The sequence below is a fragment of the Streptomyces sp. NPDC054834 genome (genome assembly GCF_053611185.1).
Window position 1 is genome coordinate 208,933 of record NZ_JBSGZV010000006.1, and the last position, 16,787, is coordinate 225,719.

Below are 16,787 nucleotides of genomic sequence, written 5' to 3' on the forward strand. Positions count from 1 at the left end.
CTCCTCGCATCTGGTTCACGTACCAACAAGTAGCAACGATGATGCTACCCGTCGGTAATAAGAAGCAACCCCTACCGGTCCAAGTGTGAGAAGGGTCTACATACCCGCGCTCGGAAACGGCTCAAGAACCCTTGACGGCCCTCCTGTCCCGCGGGGCGTCTCGGTACGCTTGCGCGTATGTATGGATACGGCCAGCCCATGGACGGTGGCGCCGCTCAGCAGCAGTACGCCTCGACGCAGCAGCAGATGCCCGACGGCGGCCTGGGCGGGTACGGCCAGCAGCCGCCGCTCTACCCGGAGCCGTCCCCGCCTTCGCTCGCGGACGCGGTGCGCGCCTTCACCACCGGCCAGCTGGCCGCCGAGGACTTCCAGCAGGTGTTCGCCACCTCCAAGGTGTACTGCCCGCGCGGCGACAACCCCGGCTTCCTCGCCCTGCACAACACCCAGCAGCCGGTGATCCCGATGTTCACCTCCCTCAAGGAGCTGCGCCGGTACGCGGGCAAGGAGTCCAAGTACTTCGTCATCACCGGCTCCGAGGTGATCGACCTGCTGCCGACCGGCTACGGCTTCGTCCTCGACATGGAGGGCGAGCACCGCATGGTCTTCGACGCGAAGGCAGTAGAGCAGATGGTCGAATTCGCGATGCGCCGCATGTACGGCTGACCTACGTGACGGACACCTCGCCGCCGGTCCTGCACGGCCGGCGGCGTTCCGTTGCCCGGCTGCGCTCCGGCGTGCTGCTGCTGGAGGGGGGCGGGGTACGTCGCCGCATACCCGTACTCCCTCGTCTCCGACAGCGCACCGGCGGTCGGCGAGTTCGCCGACGCGCTGCGCCGCGCGCTGCCCGTGCGGGACGCCGACGAGCCACGCCCGGACGGCTCGGCGCCGGCGTCCGCGGAGCCGGTGGAGCGGCCTGGGCCGGAGCCCAGGGATGTGACCGTCTGGGCGCTGGTTGTCCTCTGTCTGCTGGTCACCGCTGCGCCGGCGGCTCGCGGCACGGGCGAGCAGGCCATCGTCTCTACGACGTCGGCACCGGAGAGGACGCGGTCACGCATCACGTCTACTCCTACGTCGACGCCCGCGGTGAGCGGCACATGCGCAGCGGTCCGGAGGGCGGCGCGGACGAGGTCGAGATTGTGTACGCCCCCGAGGATCCGGGGGGCACCACCACGGCCGGGCGCGCAACCTGAGCGCGCATCCGACGGCCCGGAGGGAATTCCCTCCGGGCTCTTTCCGTTACTGGTGGCAGAAAGTTCAACACTCAACTAAACTGCCGCACAAGGAGGTACCGACATGCCTGCAGTGACCGTCGAGAACCCGCTGACGCTGCCCCGTGTGATCGCACCCGCCGACGCCGTGGCACGGCCCGTGCTCGCCGTCACGACCGCGCCCAGCGGTTTCGAGGGTGAGGGCTTCCCGGTGCGCCGGGCGTTCGCCGGGATCAACTACCGCCACCTCGACCCGTTCATCATGATGGACCAGATGGGCGAGGTGGAGTATCAGCCCGGGGAGCCGAAAGGGACCCCTTGGCATCCGCACCGCGGCTTCGAGACCGTCACGTACATCATCGACGGGATCTTCGACCACCAGGACAGCCAGGGCGGTGGCGGCACCATCACCAACGGCGACACCCAGTGGATGACCGCCGGCTCGGGCCTCCTGCACATCGAGGCCCCGCCGGAGTCCCTCGTCATGTCCGGCGGCCTCTTCCACGGCCTCCAGCTGTGGGTGAACCTCCCCGCCAGGGACAAGATGATGGCCCCGCGCTACCAGGACATCCGCGGCGGCAACGTCCAGCTGCTCACCACCCCCGACGGCGGCGCGCTGCTCCGTGTCATCGCCGGTGAACTGGACGGCCACGCGGGCCCCGGCATCACGCACACCCCGATCACCATGGTCCACGCGACGCTCGCGCCGGGCGCCGAGATCACCCTGCCCTGGCGGGAGGACTTCAACGGCCTCGCCTACGTCCTCGCGGGCCGCGGCTCCGTCGGCACCGACCGCCGCCCCGTCCACCTGGGCCAGACGGCAGTCTTCGGCGCGGGTTCCTCGCTGACCGTCCGCGCGGACGAGAAGCAGGACTCCCACACCCCCGACCTCGAGGTCGTCCTCCTCGGCGGACAGCCGATCCGTGAGCCCATGGCCCACTACGGCCCGTTCGTCATGAACACCCGCGAGGAGCTCCAGCAGGCGTTCGAGGACTTCCAGAAGGGCCGCCTGGGGACCGTTCCCGCCGTGCATGGGATGTCCGAGGGCGGAATGTAGGGCTCGCCGGGACCATGTGCGGACGAGTCCGGTAGGGAGCCCTCGTGCACGAGGGCTCCCTACCAGCCGTCTTCTTGGTCTCCTGGTAACGGGCCGGGTCGGTGACCTGCGGGGATCTTCCCTGTGGGTCGCTGACCCGGCCTTTTGCGATGGGTGGCGATGGGGTGCGACGGTCCTGATCGGCGTCCTGCGGACTGTGCGCGGACTGCTGTCCGGCCCGGGGCGCAGGCGGCTGACGCCGGACCCTCGGCGGGCCGGAGCCGGCCTGTTCGAGGGGTGCGCCGACCACCGGTGATCTCCAGAGCCTGCGCGCCGGCAATCGGGATGAACCAGGTCCGGGCCCGGTGCCGGGCACCGGCGACCAGGCTCCGAAGGCAGGGAAAGACCTGGTCACCCCCGGCTTTCGGTCCGGTGGGCGGAGTAGTGTGAAGAGACCGGGAGTTCTTCGCGTACCGGCTCTGCCGCGGGTGCCGTTTCCGGTGATCGACAATGCCGGGCCGCAGCCACGAGCCCGGGGACAGGTCCGCGCCATGCCCGTGACCATCGACCGTACGACATCGAGCAGGCGCGCGCCGCCGCAGCCGGCTCGGCTGTCCATGACGCCCGCGCCGGGCGGGCTGGACTGCATGTGGTGGCCTCGCTCCCGTGCCCTCACCCGTGAGCTGCCCACCCTGACGGCCGCACTGGTCGAACACTGGGGCCGCATCACAGGTGTCACCGTGCACCCGGCCTACTGGCCCGTCATCCCGCACTGGGTGTCCGTCGCCGGGCGTACCGTGCAGGTGGGCTGCTCCACCCAGGCCCAGGATCCGCACAGACTGACTCTGTCCCTACCCGATGGTCGCCGAGACGTCCTGGTGATTCCGCCGGAAACCGGTGCGGAGGCAGCCGCGCAGCTGATGGCGGGCGACGGCATCGATGCCCCGGCCCGGGAGGAAGCAGCAGACAGGATCGATGCCCGGATCAGGGAAGAAGCGTGGGAGACCGACGGCGGAGCAGGCCGGCCGTCGTTCCTGCCCCGGCCCATCGGTTCGACAGGGCCTTCGCCCGCCGGTCGGCGGAGGTGAGAGAACCATGACTGTCATCGCTGTGGCCGTGCTGCTCCTTCTGGTCGCCGTCGGAGTCGTTCTGATCCACCAGCTCAACGGTCAGCACGACGAACGGATCGCTGCCTTCCACTACAGCGATGTTCTGCCGGGGATCGGGCGTCGGCCCCGGAGGCGCCGTCGGTCGGCGGTGGACGCGACCGTTCCGACGCGCCTCACCGCGACGGCGACCGCGGATGACATCGACTTCGGCTCGACCGTGGGCAGTAGAGGAAGGCGCGTCATGGCGATATTGCGAGACCGGAAGACGTACCGCGAGAGGATCATGCAGGCTCTGTACCAAGCCGCCGAAGGCAATCGCCTCCTGGGCGTCGATGGGACGAAGCTCCGCACCGACCTCGGTATCCCTGAGCAGGACATGGCCGCTGCCTGTATGTATCTGGCGGGCGAAGGCTGGGTCGTCGTGGACTGGGCGAGGGGCAATACGCCCGCGATGATCACGCTGACGCACCAGGGGATCCGGCAGATGGAGACAGAAGAGGAAGGGCGTCGCTGAGCCGCCGCGTCGGTTTCCCGGACCGAAGTGAACCTTCGCAAGGATTGCTTGTGCCGGATTGATCCCTTTGGCGTAATGTGGAAACCGGGTTGGCGCACGCTCACGTGCAATGACCCGGAAGGGCGGCTCCGGTGGGTATACGCCGGAGCCGTTGCCTGTCTCCGGAACCGCCTGCGGGGAAGCGCGCGAGCGCGAGCGTCGTGCGGAGTACGGTGAGGTGGCAGGGTCACTTCGTACCGCGGTCGCACGCCCTGCGGTCGCACTGCTCTCTGCGGACGGGCGGACGCCATGGCTGACTCCGACACCCCCGACCTCCCCAGGCTCCTGCCGGACGCCGTCCACCGGTCGGTGAAACCCGGGACGGCCCTGCTGAGGCTGGAGACGACACACGCACGCGAGGGATTCCTGGACGGCGCATGGTGGCCGCGGTCCCGGGACATCGGTGCGGAGCTCCCCTCGCTGATCTCCGCGTTGACCGAGCATCTCGGACCTGTCACCCGGGTCGGTCTGGACGGCAGCGCCTGGGACGAACTGCCGACCCGGGTGATGGTCGACGACCGGGTCGTGCACATCGACTCCTTCTCGGTCGGTGACGACACCGTCCTCATCACCCGGGGCGACCGGGACCATTTCTCCCTGATGCTGGTCCCTCCGGACACGTCGCTCGACGCGGCTCGCGCAGCGATGGCCAGGGCCGTACGGGCCGACAACGTCACCGCGGCCAAGCAGATCCTCATCGATACGGGCGGCGACACGCCACCTACGCCGACCTGAGACTCAGCCCCCCCGGTAGAGCGTCGTCCGCCCGCGTCGACGGCGCTCCTCGGAACGGGCCCCGGGACGCCGCGAACCACGGTGCGGCCTGCCGGGGCCAGGGCGACAAGAAGCCGCGCGAATCCCCCGGGTTCGCGCGGCTTCGACGTGTTCCGGCCTCCCGGGCCTTCCCGGCGCCCCTCAGGAGACCGCCGCTTGGTGCGTCACCTCCGGGAGCGGGTCGGCGCGGCGGGCGAGTTCGAGGAGGGCGCGCAGCGGGCGCTCCGCGAGGCCGAGGCGGGGGTGCCACTGGGCCACGATGCTGACCGGGCGCAGGCGTTCGGTGAGCCGCAGTCGCACCAGCTCACCGGCCTCCAGCTCGCGCGTTACCGCCAGCTCGGGCAGCAACGAGAGGCCGTGCCCGTGCCCGGCCAGCCGCAGCAGCGCGGACAGCGAGCCCGTCACCATCGTGAGCTGGGCGCCCGCGAGCAGGTCCCGGCCGAAGCGGTCCACCAGCATCTCCGAGGTGCAGCCCGGTTCGGGGACCAGGAAGTCGTAAGCCAGCATCTGCTCCGGCGTCACCACCTGCGGCCGGGCCAGCGGATGGGTGGGCGCGGTCACCAGTACGGTCCGGTCGTGACCGACGACCGCGTGCGGACCGAGCGCCTGCCGCCCGTTGTCGTACTGGAACACGAGGTCCAACTCCCCCGCCCCGAAGGCCCGTTCCAGCTTGCTGCGCATGCCCACCGTAAGCTCGACGTCGACGCTCGAGTCGCGGCCTGCGGCGCCGTACTCCAGCGCCGCCAGCACGTCTGGCATCCATACGTGGGCGAGCGACTCCTGGGCGCCGATCCGCAGCCTGGGCCGGTCGCCGAGCACGGCCCGGCGCATGCGCTCCTCCAGCTCCAGCGCCTCGCGTGCATGCGGCAGCAGCCGCTGTCCGGCCTCGGTCAGTGTCGTGCCGGTGCCCGCGCGCATCAGGACGGTCGTGCCCAAGCCGGCCTCCAGGCGCTTGAGCTGGGCGCTCACACTGGACTGGGCGTATCCCAACTGCTGGGCGGCAGCGGAGATCCCGCCGTGGTCGGCGACCGCCACGAAGGCGCGCAGATAGCGAGTGTCCACCGCGTCAGCATACCGACCCATCGGATTGTCCGATGGGGTCATCGGACTTGCGGCGTCGCTGACCCCGGGCCCCACGGGCCACGCTCCCCCCATGACTACCGACAGCGTGGCCCGTACCACCGAAACCCCCGCGCCAACCGCGGCCCCCGCCCCCGCTTCCTCCCCGGCACGGTCGCGTCTCACCTTCGCCGGCATCGCGGCCGGGAACCTGCTCGTCCTGCTCGACACCTCGATCCTCAACGTCGCGGTCCCGGACCTCCAGATCTCCCTGCACCCCGCCGCGGCCGCGCTGCCCTGGGCCGTCGACGCGTACACCGTCGTCTTCGCCGGTCTGCTGCTCGCCGGTGGAGTGATCGCCGACCGCTGGGGGGCGCGCCGGGTCTACGGGTCCGCGCTCGCCGTCTTCGCCGTGCTGTCCGTACTGTGCGCCCTGGCCCCCGACGTCGCCACCCTCATCGCAGGACGCGCCCTGCTCGGTGCCGCGGGCGCCGGGCTCGTGCCCGCCTCGCTCGCCTTGCTGATCCACATCAACCCGGACCCCGCGCGCCGTACCAAGGCCATCGGCGCCTGGACCGCGCTGAGCGGCCTCGGTGCCGCAGCCGGGCCCGTGCTCGGCGGCGGCCTGGTCGAACTCGACGGCTGGCGCCTGGTCTTCCTGGTCAACCCGCCGATCGCGCTCGCCGCGCTCATGCTGGCCCGTCGGCTGCCGGTGCCGCCCGTCCGGGCCGTGCGAGCCCTGGACCGCCCCGGTCTGTTCCTTTCGACCGCCGGGCTCGGTCTGCTGACCTTCGGCCTGGTCGAAGCGGGCATCGAGGGCTGGGGTTCGGCGTACGCCCTGGTGCCGATCGCCGCCGCCGCACTCGCCTTCGTCGTACTCGCCCTCGTGGAGCGCCGCGTCGCCTCCCCCGTGCTGCCGCCCCCGCTGCTCGCCCTGCCCCGCGTCCGGGCCGCCATGGTGGCCGCGGCGGCCTCCTGCTTCGCGTACTTCGGCGGCATGTACATGCTCGCCGTCTGGCTTCAGCACGCCTACTCACTCACCCCGTTCAAGGCCGGCCTGGCATCCCTGCCGATCGCCTTCCCTGTGTGCGTGATGCCCTTCTTCACCGGCCGCCTGGTGGCCCGATACGGCCCGCGCCCGATCCTGCTGACCGGCATGTCGGCGTCCGTGGTCGCCGGTCTGCTGCTCGTCTTCGTCACCACCTCGAACCCGCCGATGGCCCTGATCGTCGCGGCCGAACTCGCCCTGGCCGCCACGGGCACCCTTTCCATCCCCGGCGCCGCCGCCGCGATGGCGATGTCCGCCCCGCTCGAATACGCCGCCACCAGCCAGGGCGCCCTCAACGGCATCCGGCAGTCGGGCTCGGCCCTCGGCGTGGCGGTGCTCGGCACGCTGGCCGCCCTGTCGACAGCGGGTTACGTCCTCATCGGCGTCGGCGCCCTCGCGGTCCTGCTGGTCGCGAAGGCCACGGCGAAGGAGCGCGGTTGACGACACTGGGGCCCCACCGGGTAGCCGTTGATCTTTGGCTCGGACCGCTCCGAGCAAGGTCTGTCCATGACCGCGTATGTGATCGCAGACGGACAGCTGACGGGTGACCGCAACGGAGTTGGCTGAGTACCGCTCCCGGGGCCTCGCGACCCTCGAACTTCCGGTCACAGCCCTAGATGCGGGCGAACTTCTCCGTCTGCTGGGCGAATTCCTGGGCCATGGCGGCGCTGACCGTGGGCTTGGTGTCGCGGATCGTGTCCAGGTAGTCGTCGGTGGTGGGGGTGGTCCGGGTTCCGGTGTCGATGGTGCGCTCGAACTGGGCCTGGGAGACGGTTCGCGCCGCATGGGCGATGTCGGCGGGGGTGAACCCCCCGCTGGCGGACGCAAGAACCGCGCCGTCGGCCCGCGCGTCCGCTCGGGCCAGGTAGCTCTCCCACAGCGCGGTCCTGGCGGTGTGGTCGGGAGGGCCGATCGGCAGCACGTAGTCGAAGCGGCCGTGCCGCAGGAACGCTGAGTCGAGCGTGGTCACGTTGTTCGTGGCGCAGACGAGCAGCCGTCCGTCCTGGCTTCGGAACCGGACGATCGCCTTGAGCAGTTCGTTGACGACACCGACAGCGGTCGCGTCGGCGCCGCCGCGTTCGCCGGCGATCTCCTCGACCTCGTCGATGAAGACGAGGACGTGGTCGAGCCGGGCGATCTCGTCGAAGCGCCGGTTCAGCCCGGTCGCCAGGCCGTACTCGGCGGCCAGACGGGCGGGAAACAGTTCGATGAAGGGCCATCCCAGGCGGCTGGCGATCGCGTGCGCGAACGTGCTCTTGCCGGTCCCGGGCGGGCCGAACAGCATCACCGCCCGTGGCAGTTCCACTCCGTGCTGGGCGGCCAGTTCGGGATGGGCCAGCGGCAGGACCAGGCGCCGCTCGATTAGCTGCTTCTCCCGTTGCATGCCCGCGACCTTCTGCCACAGTCCCCCCGGCGGCAGCTCCGCGCCGAGCGAGGACAACGTACCGGCCGACTGTGGGGTCACCGGCCCGCGCTTTTCGAAGAAGACCAGTCCTGGGCGGGCACCGAATTCGCAGTTGCGCAGGGCGGTGGCCCCGGTCTCGCCCTCGGGCAGGACGGCGTGCACCGCCCGGACACCGGCGGCGAAGAGCCGTTGCTCAAGGGCGGTGATCAGGGCACTGCCCAGCCCGCGCTGCCGCCAGCCGGGCGCCATGCAGATGCGCAGGATCCACGCCCGTTCGCCCTCCAGCCTGCTCACCGCCGCGCCGATCAGCACGTCGTCGGCCGTGGCCACCACAGCCGGGTGGCGCGCCTGGAGAGCCGTCACGGCGTCAGAGAGCGGGAAGAGCGGCGGCTCCTCGGTCGTGCCGCTCCCCAGGTCGACTCGGATCAGCGCTTCGAGATCGTCCTGGGTGTAGTCCCTGACCCGCCAACCCGTCATGATCAGCTCCGCGTGTTCGGCCGTACTCCCATCATCAGCCGATGCCCGGGGGACGCGCGCGACAGACGTCGGCGAGTCCGCCCTGGTGGTGCGGACCGCAGTCGGGTCATGCTGCGGTGCCGGGCGCGGTGCCGACCGGGCTGAGGGACTTGTCGGTGCGGCCGGTGCCGGCCAGTGGCGTTGCCGCGGCTGGTGCGGCGGCCGCGGTTTCCCGGGCGAGGAAGGAGCCGAGCTCGCCGATCGATCGGTCATCGGTCACTGAGTGAACCCGTCCCGAGGAGGATCGCGGAGCCGCATCCGCCGGTAAGGCGTTCGCGGGCAGTGGCGGGAGTGGAACGGTCAGCGTGCCGTCGGCCATGTCCGTGGTGGTGCGGCTGTCGGCTCACTACAGGAGGGCGAGGTGGTCGGCGGCGCCTCCGCGCCATTCGATCAGGAAGAGGGTCGCGTCGTCGCTGGTGCGTCCGCCCCGTTGCTGCTTCAGAGCGTGGGAGAGTGCGCGCACCACCGCGCGTACTCCCTTCTCCGTGTGTTCGATGCGGTTGACCCAGTGGATGAGTTGCTCCTCGCCGAACTGCTCTTCGCCGGCTTCGTGCTCCTCGATCAGGCCGTCGGTGAAGCACAGCACCCGGTCGCCGTGTTGGAGCATCTGCTCGCTGATCCGGGGCTTTTCACCGCCGAAGCCGACCGGCAAGGTGGTCGGGCCTGTCAGTTGCCGCACGACCTGGTGGTTGCGGATCAGCAGCGGTGCGGGGTGGCCCGCGTTGACCCACTGGAGGTGGCCCGTTGCGATGTTCAGACGCATCATCTGCGCGGTGACGAAGTGGTCGGGCCCGAACTGGTCGGCGATGGCCCGGTCCATGAACGCATAGATCTCGGACAGGCCGATGTCGGCACGTCTGGCGTGCCGGTAGGCCCCGACGGCGACGGTCGCCATCGTGGCGGCGTCCAGGCCGTGGCCCATCGCATCGACCATGGCCAGGTGCAGGATGTCCTCGTTGAGGGCGTAGTCGAAGCTGTCGCCTGCGACGCTGTAGGCGGGCTCCAGGATTCCGGCTACTGCTGCCTGCGGGACGGACATCGCCAGCGGCGGCAGCAGAGACCACTGGATCTCGGCGGCCACGCTCATCGGTTCGCGGCGCCGGGCGAGGAAGAACTGGTCGGTGTAGCTGTGCTTGGTGACCAGCATGTCGGCCACCAGACCGGCGAGCCTGCGCAGCAGCCGCCGGTCGTTGTCATCGACGGTGTCCAGGGTGAGGCCCATCACTCCCACCTGGTCGCTGCCGTCCAGCAGCGGTAGGTACATCCGGACGCCGTCGGGCTGCGGCACCTCGACAGTGGTCGCCTGGAGGAAGGCGGTGCCGGCGGGAGAGTCACTGATCGGCTGGGGCTCGCCGACCATCAGCCGCCGACCCGGCAGCGGCACCAGCACCAGCTGGCCGTAGTCCTGGAGCAGGATCGAGACGTCGCGGCCACCGACCCTGGCCACCTCTTCCGCGATCAGCGGGGCGATCAGCTGCGGCGGCATCTCGTGTGCCCGGTCCAGCAGCACCCCCAGCAGCCGCTCACCGAACCCTTCCGAACGGTCCATCGTGCCGTTGTCCGGCCGCCGCTCACCCTGTGCCATGGCCGCGCCCTTGCACCGGTGTCCTCGAAGTCTCGGTCACCGTGTCCCTGCTGTCGTCGTGCCGCGGATGCAGCGCCCGCCCCGACACGCTCGGGGCCGTTCGGCGGTCATGGCCGATCCGCTCGACCCTCTCACGTGATCTGCACACACGGACTCCCGACACGACCGTGATCAACCCTTCCAGAGTGACGCGGCCGACCAACCCGAAGTGTCCATTACGTCGAACGCGGCATGCCGCACGTGATCAGGACAGATGGCTTTCAACCCCGTTGCCGCCGTGAGGCCGGTCAGCCTGAGCCGCGCCACTCGATCAGCAGGAGCGTCGCGTCGTCCGTCCTGATCCCGCGCCGCGCCCGTTGCAGCGGCGGAGACCGCAGCCCGATCGACCTCGCCGCCGCCGTCATCCGCCGCCTCGAACGTCTTGGTGGGGTCCGCGCCGGCTGCCGGTCTGCCCGCTGCCCGGGTCACTGCCTTTCAGTGCCCTGCCCCGATTACCAGTAGTGGCGTCGGCCGGCGACGGCGTGCCCCATCGCGCCGAGGACCCACAGGATGGCTCCGACGACCGCCAGGATGATCCCGATGGTCCACAGGATGGATATGCCGGTGAGGAAGCCGACGACGAGCAGGATGATGCCCAGGACGATCATGATCTCTCCTTTGGGGAGCGGTGCTGGGCCCATGCGAACTGCAATGATTCGCAAGGGCGTTGGGGCAGGAGCGGCCGACCTCCTCCTTACTCCACACGGTGTTGTCTGTGGCGGGCGACCTGTAGGCGGACCTCGGTGGGCGGGTCAGGGAGGCCGGTGGACCGACGCGCGGTGCTGAGCGGGCCTTCGCAGAGGGCACCGACAGTGGCGCCGGGCGCGCCCTCGGGGGTGAGGGTGAGTCCGATGCGGGTGCGGGGGTGGGCTGGTCGGCCGGTGATGTGTACGGCCGCGTGCGCGACCCCCGGCAGGGCAGCGGCCTCGGCCGCGATCGCGTCGCCGAGCGCGCGGTCGCGCAGTTCGACGCCTTCCGGCGGGGGTGTGCCGCCGACGGGCAGTGAGCCGGGGCGGCGTCGGGTCAGCTGGGCGAGCAGCCACCACAGGGCGAGCAGCGCGGCGAGGGCGAGGGCGGCGATGACCGCGGGCCACCACCACCAGCCCTGGCTGCTCCAGCGGGCCCGGTCGGCGGAGCCGAGCAGCACGTCGGCCGGCGTGGTCAGCGGCCAGCCGACGGGCGGGACCAGATCGTGCCGCCGGTAGAGGTCGAGCCCGGCGAAGAGGACCAGCAGTCCGCCGCCGAGCAGGACCAGTCCGGCGAGGGCCAGCAGACTGCGGTTGAGTGCGGATCGCGGCGTCATGGTGCGGGCTCCGATGCGGCGGATTTCGGTCAGTCGGTGCGTTGCCGCACCCGTACGACGATGCGCGGAGGACGGGCGAGGGCCAGCTGGTCGCGGTCCTCGCCGAGGACGGCGGTGAGGTCGTCCTTCACCCGCTGGGGGTCGCGGAAGCGGACGTCCGCGCGCGCTTTGATGCGGTGACGGCGCACCCGGATGCGCGCCGAGCCGACTCCGGGGACCCGCATCGCGGCGTCACGCAGCAGGTCGGCGGCGCCGTCGCGGTCCAGGGAGGCCCGCAGCCGGGGGCAGTCGGTGGGGGAGCGCTGGGGCAGCCAGTGGCGTAGACCGGGGGTGAGGGCCAGGACGATCAGCCAGATGCCGACGGCGGCGGCCACGGCGGCTCCCGTCAGCATCCACACGTCGTCCACCGGGCGGGTGGCCAGTTCGTCGGCCAGGTGCCGTCGCCAGGCCGCCGCCGGACGTCCCGCCCGTACGGCGATGACGTCGACCAGTGCCGCGACCGCCGCCACGAGGATCACCGAGGCGACCAGTGCCGCCGGGATGCGGCGCGTGGACCACGGCCGGTGGGTTCGGTGTCCTCTGTCGTGCTCACCGGCCGAGAGGTTCGGGGTGGGTACGTCGCGTTCGGGTGGATCGGGTTCCTTCGTCAGCGGCACGGTGGCACGCTCCGCGGACGGCGCGGTGCTGCGGCCGGGAGGACCGGGGTCGGATGTCATCGCCGGACCCCTTCCTGCACGGCGTGCCCGGCACCCCTGGCCGCGTGGCCGCTCACCGGACCCGCCCCCGGCTCGCGTCGGCGGCGGTCACCAGCCGCCGGACGGTGAGGACGACCTCTCCGACCCGCAGGCCGGTCAGCTGAGCCACCCGTTCGGCGACGTCGTGCTGGATCCGCTCGCAGACATGGGGGATGTCGGTGGGGTAGGGCAGGTCCATGGTCAGATGCAGGCGCACCGACCCGGTACGGACGGCGGCGGAGGCGTGGGGTGCCGCCGGTCCGCCGCGGTCGGGCGGTACGGCGGCGCGCCGGGACTGGGCCGTGCGTGCGGCCTGGGTGGCGATACGGGCGACCACCCTGTCGGGGATGACGGTGGCGCCCCGCTCGGCAGGGGGCGGCAGGCCGGCGGCCGGCGCCGGCGGGCTGGACCCCTCGCCCGGGGGAGCGGGCCGGGTCTTCACCGCTGCCTCCGTGCCCGCAGGTCGAGGTCGCCCTGCACGGCGAGGCCGACGATCAGCCCCGCCGTACCCAGAACCAGAACCAGCAGAAATGCCCAGAAGCCGCCGAAGTAACCGGCGAATCCCAGGGCCATGCCGGCCGCGAGGCCCGTCGTTGCTGCGTTCATCATGCACTCACCCGTCTCGCGCACGTACGTAGCCGTCCGCGCGATCACCCGCGCCCGCCAAGGGCGCGGCGGTGGATCACCTCACGCGGCCCTCGTCCGGTTCGGCCTGTTCCTCCTCGTCGGGCAGGTGGACGTCGTCGACGGCGATGTTCACCTCGACCACCTCCAGGCTCGTCATCCGCTCCACGGCGCTGATGACATTGGTGCGCACACCGCCGGCGACGTCGACGATGGAGACGCCGTACTCGACGACGACGTCCAGGTCCACCGCGGCCTGCCGTTCTCCGACCTCGACCTTCACCCCTCGCGTGACGGCCCCGCCTCCGCCCCCGCCGGGGACGCGTTCCCGCATGGCACCGAGTGCGCGGGCCATCCCCGCTCCCAGGCTGTAGATGCCCGGTACCTCGCGGGCCGCCATGCCCGCGATCTTGGCCACCACGCCGTCCGCGATGGTGGTCTTCCCCCGTGTCTCGGCCGGAGCCCCGGCCCCGGTGCGGCCCTTGAGCGCGCTCATGCCCGCCTCGGGCCTGCTGCCCCCGCCGACGCTGGTGATGTTCTCCGTCATGACGGTCGCCTCGATCGGTCGCTCGGACACCGGTGCGGCGCCCTTCGAAGAGTTGGACATATCGGGCGCCGCATTCCTCACGCGCATCACATGTGATGTGCATCACATGTGACCCGACGGGTGCACGGACGGTCCGAGTCCGAGGGCGGGTGTCACCCCCGTGGCATGCCCCAGCGGGCACCCTCCCCCGACGCGTGGTGCCATGAGCGCATGCCCCCGCCGTCGGCCCTGCTCCCCGACCCGGTCCGCCGGCTCGCCGCCTGGTGTGCGGTGATCCTGCTCGTCTCGGGGGTCGTGTGGATCGGCATCCGGCTGTGCGGGGAGCTGCGTACGGCCGTGATCCCCGTGCTGCTCGCGCTGCTGGGCACCGCGCTGCTGGGGCCGCTGCACCGGCGGCTGGTGCGGGTCGGGGTGCAGCGGTCGGTGGCGGCCGGGCTCACCTGTGTCGCGGTGGTGGCCGTGGTCGGGGGCGCCGTCTACATCGTCGTCACCGCGCTGATCGACACCGGCGGCCAGATCGTCTCCTCGCTCAGGGAGGCCGCGAAGGAGGTCGCCCGGCATTTCGGGGCGGCCGGGACCTCGGTGGACGATCTCGCCGCCCACTCCGGTGAGCTGCTGCGCAGGTTCGGCGGGACGGCCGCCTCCAATGTCATCAGCGGGGTCAGCGTGGTCGGCCAGACCATCGCCGAGGCCGTGCTCGCCCTGCTGCTCGTCTTCTTCTTCCTGCGCGACTCCGACCGGGCCGTCCAGACCCTGCGCTCCGTCGCCCCGGGCGGCACCGCCGACACCCTCGAGGCCATGGCCCGGCGCGCCTACGAGGCCGTCGAGGGCTTCATGCGCGGCACCACCCTCATCGCGCTCATCGACGCCACCTGCATCACCATCGGGTTGCTCATTCTGGGCGTGCCCGGCGCTGTCGGCCTCGGGGCGCTGGTCTTCGTGGGCGCCTACATCCCCTACCTCGGCGCCTTCATCTCCGGCGCGGTCGCGGTGCTGGTCGCGCTCGCCGACCGGGGGTTCGTCATCGCCCTGTGGGTGCTGGGAGTCGTCCTCGCCGTGCAGGTCCTCGAAGGGCATGTGCTTCAGCCGGTGATCCAGAGCCGCACCGTGCAGATGCACCCGGCAGCCGTGCTGCTGGCGATCACCGCCGGGGCGTCCGTCGCCGGGATCCTCGGCATGCTGCTGTCGGTGCCCCTGACCGCGGCCGGCTTCGGGGTCCTGCACGAAATCAGGCTCCGGCATACGAGCCACTGAGCAGCGGCCTTCTAATGGCGGGAGTGGATCTTGGGCTGCCCGGTACGCTTGGGGGAGTTTCCCGTGAAACGAGTCCCCGATCCGCGAAGACTGGATGAACGACGATGCATCGGTACAGGTCCCACACCTGCGGCGAGCTCCGCGCCTCTGACGTCGGCACCGACGTCCGGCTGAGCGGCTGGCTGCACAATCGGCGCGACCTGGGCGGCATCCTCTTCATCGATCTGCGCGACCACTACGGCATCACCCAGCTGGTCGCCCGCCCCGGCACGCCCGCCTACGAGGCCCTCGACAAGGTCTCCAAGGAGTCGACGGTCCGCGTCGACGGCAAGGTCGTTTCACGTGGAACCGAGAACGTGAACCCGGACCTGCCCACCGGCGAGATCGAGGTCGAGGTCGGCGAGGTCGAGCTGCTGGGTGCCGCCCAGCCGCTCCCCTTCACCATCAACACCGAGGACGGGGTCAACGAGGAGCGGCGCCTGGAGTACCGCTTCCTGGACCTGCGCCGCGAGCGCATGCACCGCAACATCATGCTGCGCACGGCGGTCATCTCGGCGATCCGCCACAAGATGACGGCGCTCGGCTTCAACGAGATGGCGACGCCGATCCTGTCCGCGACCTCCCCCGAGGGCGCCCGCGACTTCGTCGTCCCGTCCCGTCTGCACCCGGGCAAGTTCTACGCCCTGCCGCAGGCGCCGCAGCAGTTCAAGCAGCTGCTGATGATCTCCGGCTTCGACCGCTACTTCCAGATCGCGCCCTGCTTCCGCGACGAGGACGCGCGCGCGGACCGCTCGCCGGGCGAGTTCTACCAGCTCGACGTCGAGATGAGCTTCGTGGAGCAGGAAGACGTCTTCCAGCCCATCGAGAAGCTCATGACGGAGCTGTTCGAGGAGTTCGGCAGCGGCCGTCACGTGACGTCCCCGTTCCCCCGCATCCCCTTCCGTGAGGCGATGCTGAAGTACGGCTCCGACAAGCCGGACCTGCGGGCCAAGCTCGAGCTGGTGGACATCACCGACGTCTTCGAGGGCTCGGAGTTCAAGGCGTTCGCGGGCAAGCACGTGCGCGCGCTGCCGGTGCCGGACGTCTCGGCGCAGCCCCGCAAGTTCTTCGACCAGCTCGGCGACTTCGCGGTCTCGCTGGGCGCGAAGGGCCTGGCCTGGGTGCGGGTCGCCGAGGATGGTTCCCTCACCGGCCCGATCGCGAAGTTCCTCACCGAGGAGAACGTCGCCGAGCTGACCAAGCGGCTCTCCCTGGCCCCCGGCCACGCCGTCTTCTTCGGCGCGGGCGAGTTCGACGAGGTCTCGAAGATCATGGGCGCGGTGCGGGTCGAGGCCGCCAAGCGTGCCGGGCACTTCGAGGAGAACGTCTTCCGCTTCTGCTGGATCGTCGACTTCCCGATGTACGAGAAGGACGAGGAGACCGGCGCGATCGACTTCTCGCACAACCCGTTCTCGATGCCGCAGGGCGGCCTGGAGGCCCTGGAGACCCAGGACCCGCTGGACATCCTGGGCTGGCAGTACGACATCGTCTGCAACGGCGTCGAGCTGTCCTCCGGCGCGATCCGGAACCACGAGCCGGACATCATGCTCAAGGCCTTCGAGATCGCGGGCTACGACCGCGAGACCGTCGAGGAGAAGTTCGCCGGCATGCTGCGCGCCTTCCGCTTCGGCGCCCCGCCGCACGGCGGCATCGCCCCGGGCGTCGACCGCATCGTCATGCTCCTCGCGGACGAGCCCAACATCCGCGAGACCATCGCCTTCCCGCTCAACGGCAACGCCCAGGACCTGATGATGGGCGCGCCGACGGAGCTGGAGGAGGCACGGCTGAAGGAGCTGCACCTTTCGGTGCGCAAGCCGCAGCCGAAGTAGGCCCCGGCTAGTGGGCCCCAGCCTGGGCGGCCCGGAACCGGTGACGGTTCCGGGCCGCTTTCGTATGCGTTTCGTGTCCTCCACCGCCGGTGCTGCTCGTTCAACTATTAGTTCACATAGATGAC

General features: G+C 70.8%; 18 protein-coding genes. 8 read left to right on the forward strand and 10 right to left on the reverse strand.

Features of this window, described 5'->3' with window-relative positions; genetic code table 11:
- Positions 1–177 precede the first annotated feature (177 nt).
- The 5 genes from ACWGJM_RS11355 (at position 178) to ACWGJM_RS11375 (ending at position 4,641) form a co-directional block, all read left to right on the forward strand.
- Complete coding sequence (locus ACWGJM_RS11355) at positions 178–663, forward strand: SseB family protein (RefSeq protein ID WP_453411405.1); 486 nt, start codon at positions 178–180, stop codon at positions 661–663.
- Positions 664–1,293: 630 nt separating this feature from the next.
- A complete protein-coding gene (locus ACWGJM_RS11360) occupies positions 1,294–2,265 on the forward strand; it encodes a pirin family protein (RefSeq protein WP_453411406.1) in 972 nt (323 codons plus the stop codon).
- Positions 2,266–2,795: 530 nt separating this feature from the next.
- Entirely contained in the window at positions 2,796–3,332 is a 537-nt protein-coding gene (locus ACWGJM_RS11365) for a DUF5994 family protein (protein WP_453411407.1), read from the forward strand.
- A gap of 7 nt (positions 3,333–3,339) precedes the next feature.
- Entirely contained in the window at positions 3,340–3,867 is a 528-nt protein-coding gene (locus tag ACWGJM_RS11370) for a hypothetical protein (protein ID WP_453411408.1), read from the forward strand.
- Between the two features lie 288 nt (positions 3,868–4,155).
- Positions 4,156–4,641: a DUF5994 family protein gene (locus tag ACWGJM_RS11375; protein ID WP_453411409.1), complete on the forward strand. Its 486-nt coding sequence runs from the start codon at positions 4,156–4,158 to the stop codon at positions 4,639–4,641.
- A gap of 180 nt (positions 4,642–4,821) precedes the next feature.
- Here ACWGJM_RS11375 and ACWGJM_RS11380 read toward each other — a convergent pair whose 3' ends face one another.
- Positions 4,822–5,742, reverse strand: a complete 921-nt coding sequence (locus ACWGJM_RS11380; RefSeq protein ID WP_453411410.1) for a LysR family transcriptional regulator — start codon at positions 5,740–5,742, stop codon at positions 4,822–4,824.
- A 91-nt stretch (positions 5,743–5,833) separates the two neighbouring features.
- Here ACWGJM_RS11380 and ACWGJM_RS11385 point away from each other — a divergent pair, with 91 nt between their 5' ends.
- A complete protein-coding gene (locus tag ACWGJM_RS11385; protein ID WP_453411411.1) occupies positions 5,834–7,228 on the forward strand; it encodes an MFS transporter in 1,395 nt (464 codons plus the stop codon).
- Between the two features lie 172 nt (positions 7,229–7,400).
- Here ACWGJM_RS11385 and ACWGJM_RS11390 read toward each other — a convergent pair whose 3' ends face one another.
- The 9 genes from ACWGJM_RS11390 to ACWGJM_RS11430 form a co-directional block, all read right to left on the reverse strand.
- Entirely contained in the window at positions 7,401–8,669 is a 1,269-nt protein-coding gene (locus ACWGJM_RS11390; RefSeq protein WP_453411412.1) for an ATP-binding protein, read from the reverse strand.
- A gap of 106 nt (positions 8,670–8,775) precedes the next feature.
- Positions 8,776–8,928 carry a hypothetical protein gene (locus ACWGJM_RS11395; protein WP_453411413.1) on the reverse strand — a complete coding sequence of 51 codons (153 nt, stop codon included), beginning with the start codon at positions 8,926–8,928 and terminating at the stop codon, positions 8,776–8,778.
- 126 nt (positions 8,929–9,054) lie between these two features.
- Positions 9,055–10,293 (reverse strand): PP2C family protein-serine/threonine phosphatase, encoded by a 1,239-nt coding sequence (locus ACWGJM_RS11400; protein ID WP_453411414.1) that lies wholly within the window; start codon positions 10,291–10,293, stop codon positions 9,055–9,057.
- Positions 10,294–10,784: 491 nt separating this feature from the next.
- The gene (locus tag ACWGJM_RS11405; RefSeq protein ID WP_400131302.1) at positions 10,785–10,940 is read right to left on the reverse strand and encodes a DUF6131 family protein; all 156 of its coding nucleotides are present in this window, start codon (positions 10,938–10,940) and stop codon (positions 10,785–10,787) included.
- An 86-nt stretch (positions 10,941–11,026) separates the two neighbouring features.
- Positions 11,027–11,635: an alkaline shock response membrane anchor protein AmaP gene (locus ACWGJM_RS11410; RefSeq protein ID WP_453411415.1), complete on the reverse strand. Its 609-nt coding sequence runs from the start codon at positions 11,633–11,635 to the stop codon at positions 11,027–11,029.
- Positions 11,636–11,664: 29 nt separating this feature from the next.
- Complete coding sequence (locus ACWGJM_RS11415) at positions 11,665–12,351, reverse strand: DUF6286 domain-containing protein (RefSeq protein ID WP_453411416.1); 687 nt, start codon at positions 12,349–12,351, stop codon at positions 11,665–11,667.
- A 52-nt stretch (positions 12,352–12,403) separates the two neighbouring features.
- Positions 12,404–12,811, reverse strand: coding sequence for an Asp23/Gls24 family envelope stress response protein (locus ACWGJM_RS11420; protein ID WP_453411417.1), 408 nt, complete (start codon positions 12,809–12,811; stop codon positions 12,404–12,406).
- Entirely contained in the window at positions 12,808–12,978 is a 171-nt protein-coding gene (locus ACWGJM_RS11425) for a hypothetical protein (RefSeq protein ID WP_351698815.1), read from the reverse strand. The genes ACWGJM_RS11420 and ACWGJM_RS11425 overlap by 4 nt, the downstream gene beginning before the upstream one ends.
- Positions 12,979–13,051: 73 nt before the next feature.
- Positions 13,052–13,540, reverse strand: coding sequence for an Asp23/Gls24 family envelope stress response protein (locus ACWGJM_RS11430; RefSeq protein ID WP_453411507.1), 489 nt, complete (start codon positions 13,538–13,540; stop codon positions 13,052–13,054).
- Positions 13,541–13,750: 210 nt separating this feature from the next.
- Here ACWGJM_RS11430 and ACWGJM_RS11435 point away from each other — a divergent pair, with 210 nt between their 5' ends.
- Both ACWGJM_RS11435 and aspS read left to right on the forward strand, forming a co-directional pair.
- Positions 13,751–14,794 (forward strand): AI-2E family transporter, encoded by a 1,044-nt coding sequence (locus tag ACWGJM_RS11435; RefSeq protein ID WP_453411418.1) that lies wholly within the window; start codon positions 13,751–13,753, stop codon positions 14,792–14,794.
- 104 nt (positions 14,795–14,898) lie between these two features.
- The gene (gene aspS, locus ACWGJM_RS11440; protein WP_453411419.1) at positions 14,899–16,662 is read left to right on the forward strand and encodes an aspartate--tRNA ligase; all 1,764 of its coding nucleotides are present in this window, start codon (positions 14,899–14,901) and stop codon (positions 16,660–16,662) included.
- Positions 16,663–16,787 lie beyond the last annotated feature (125 nt).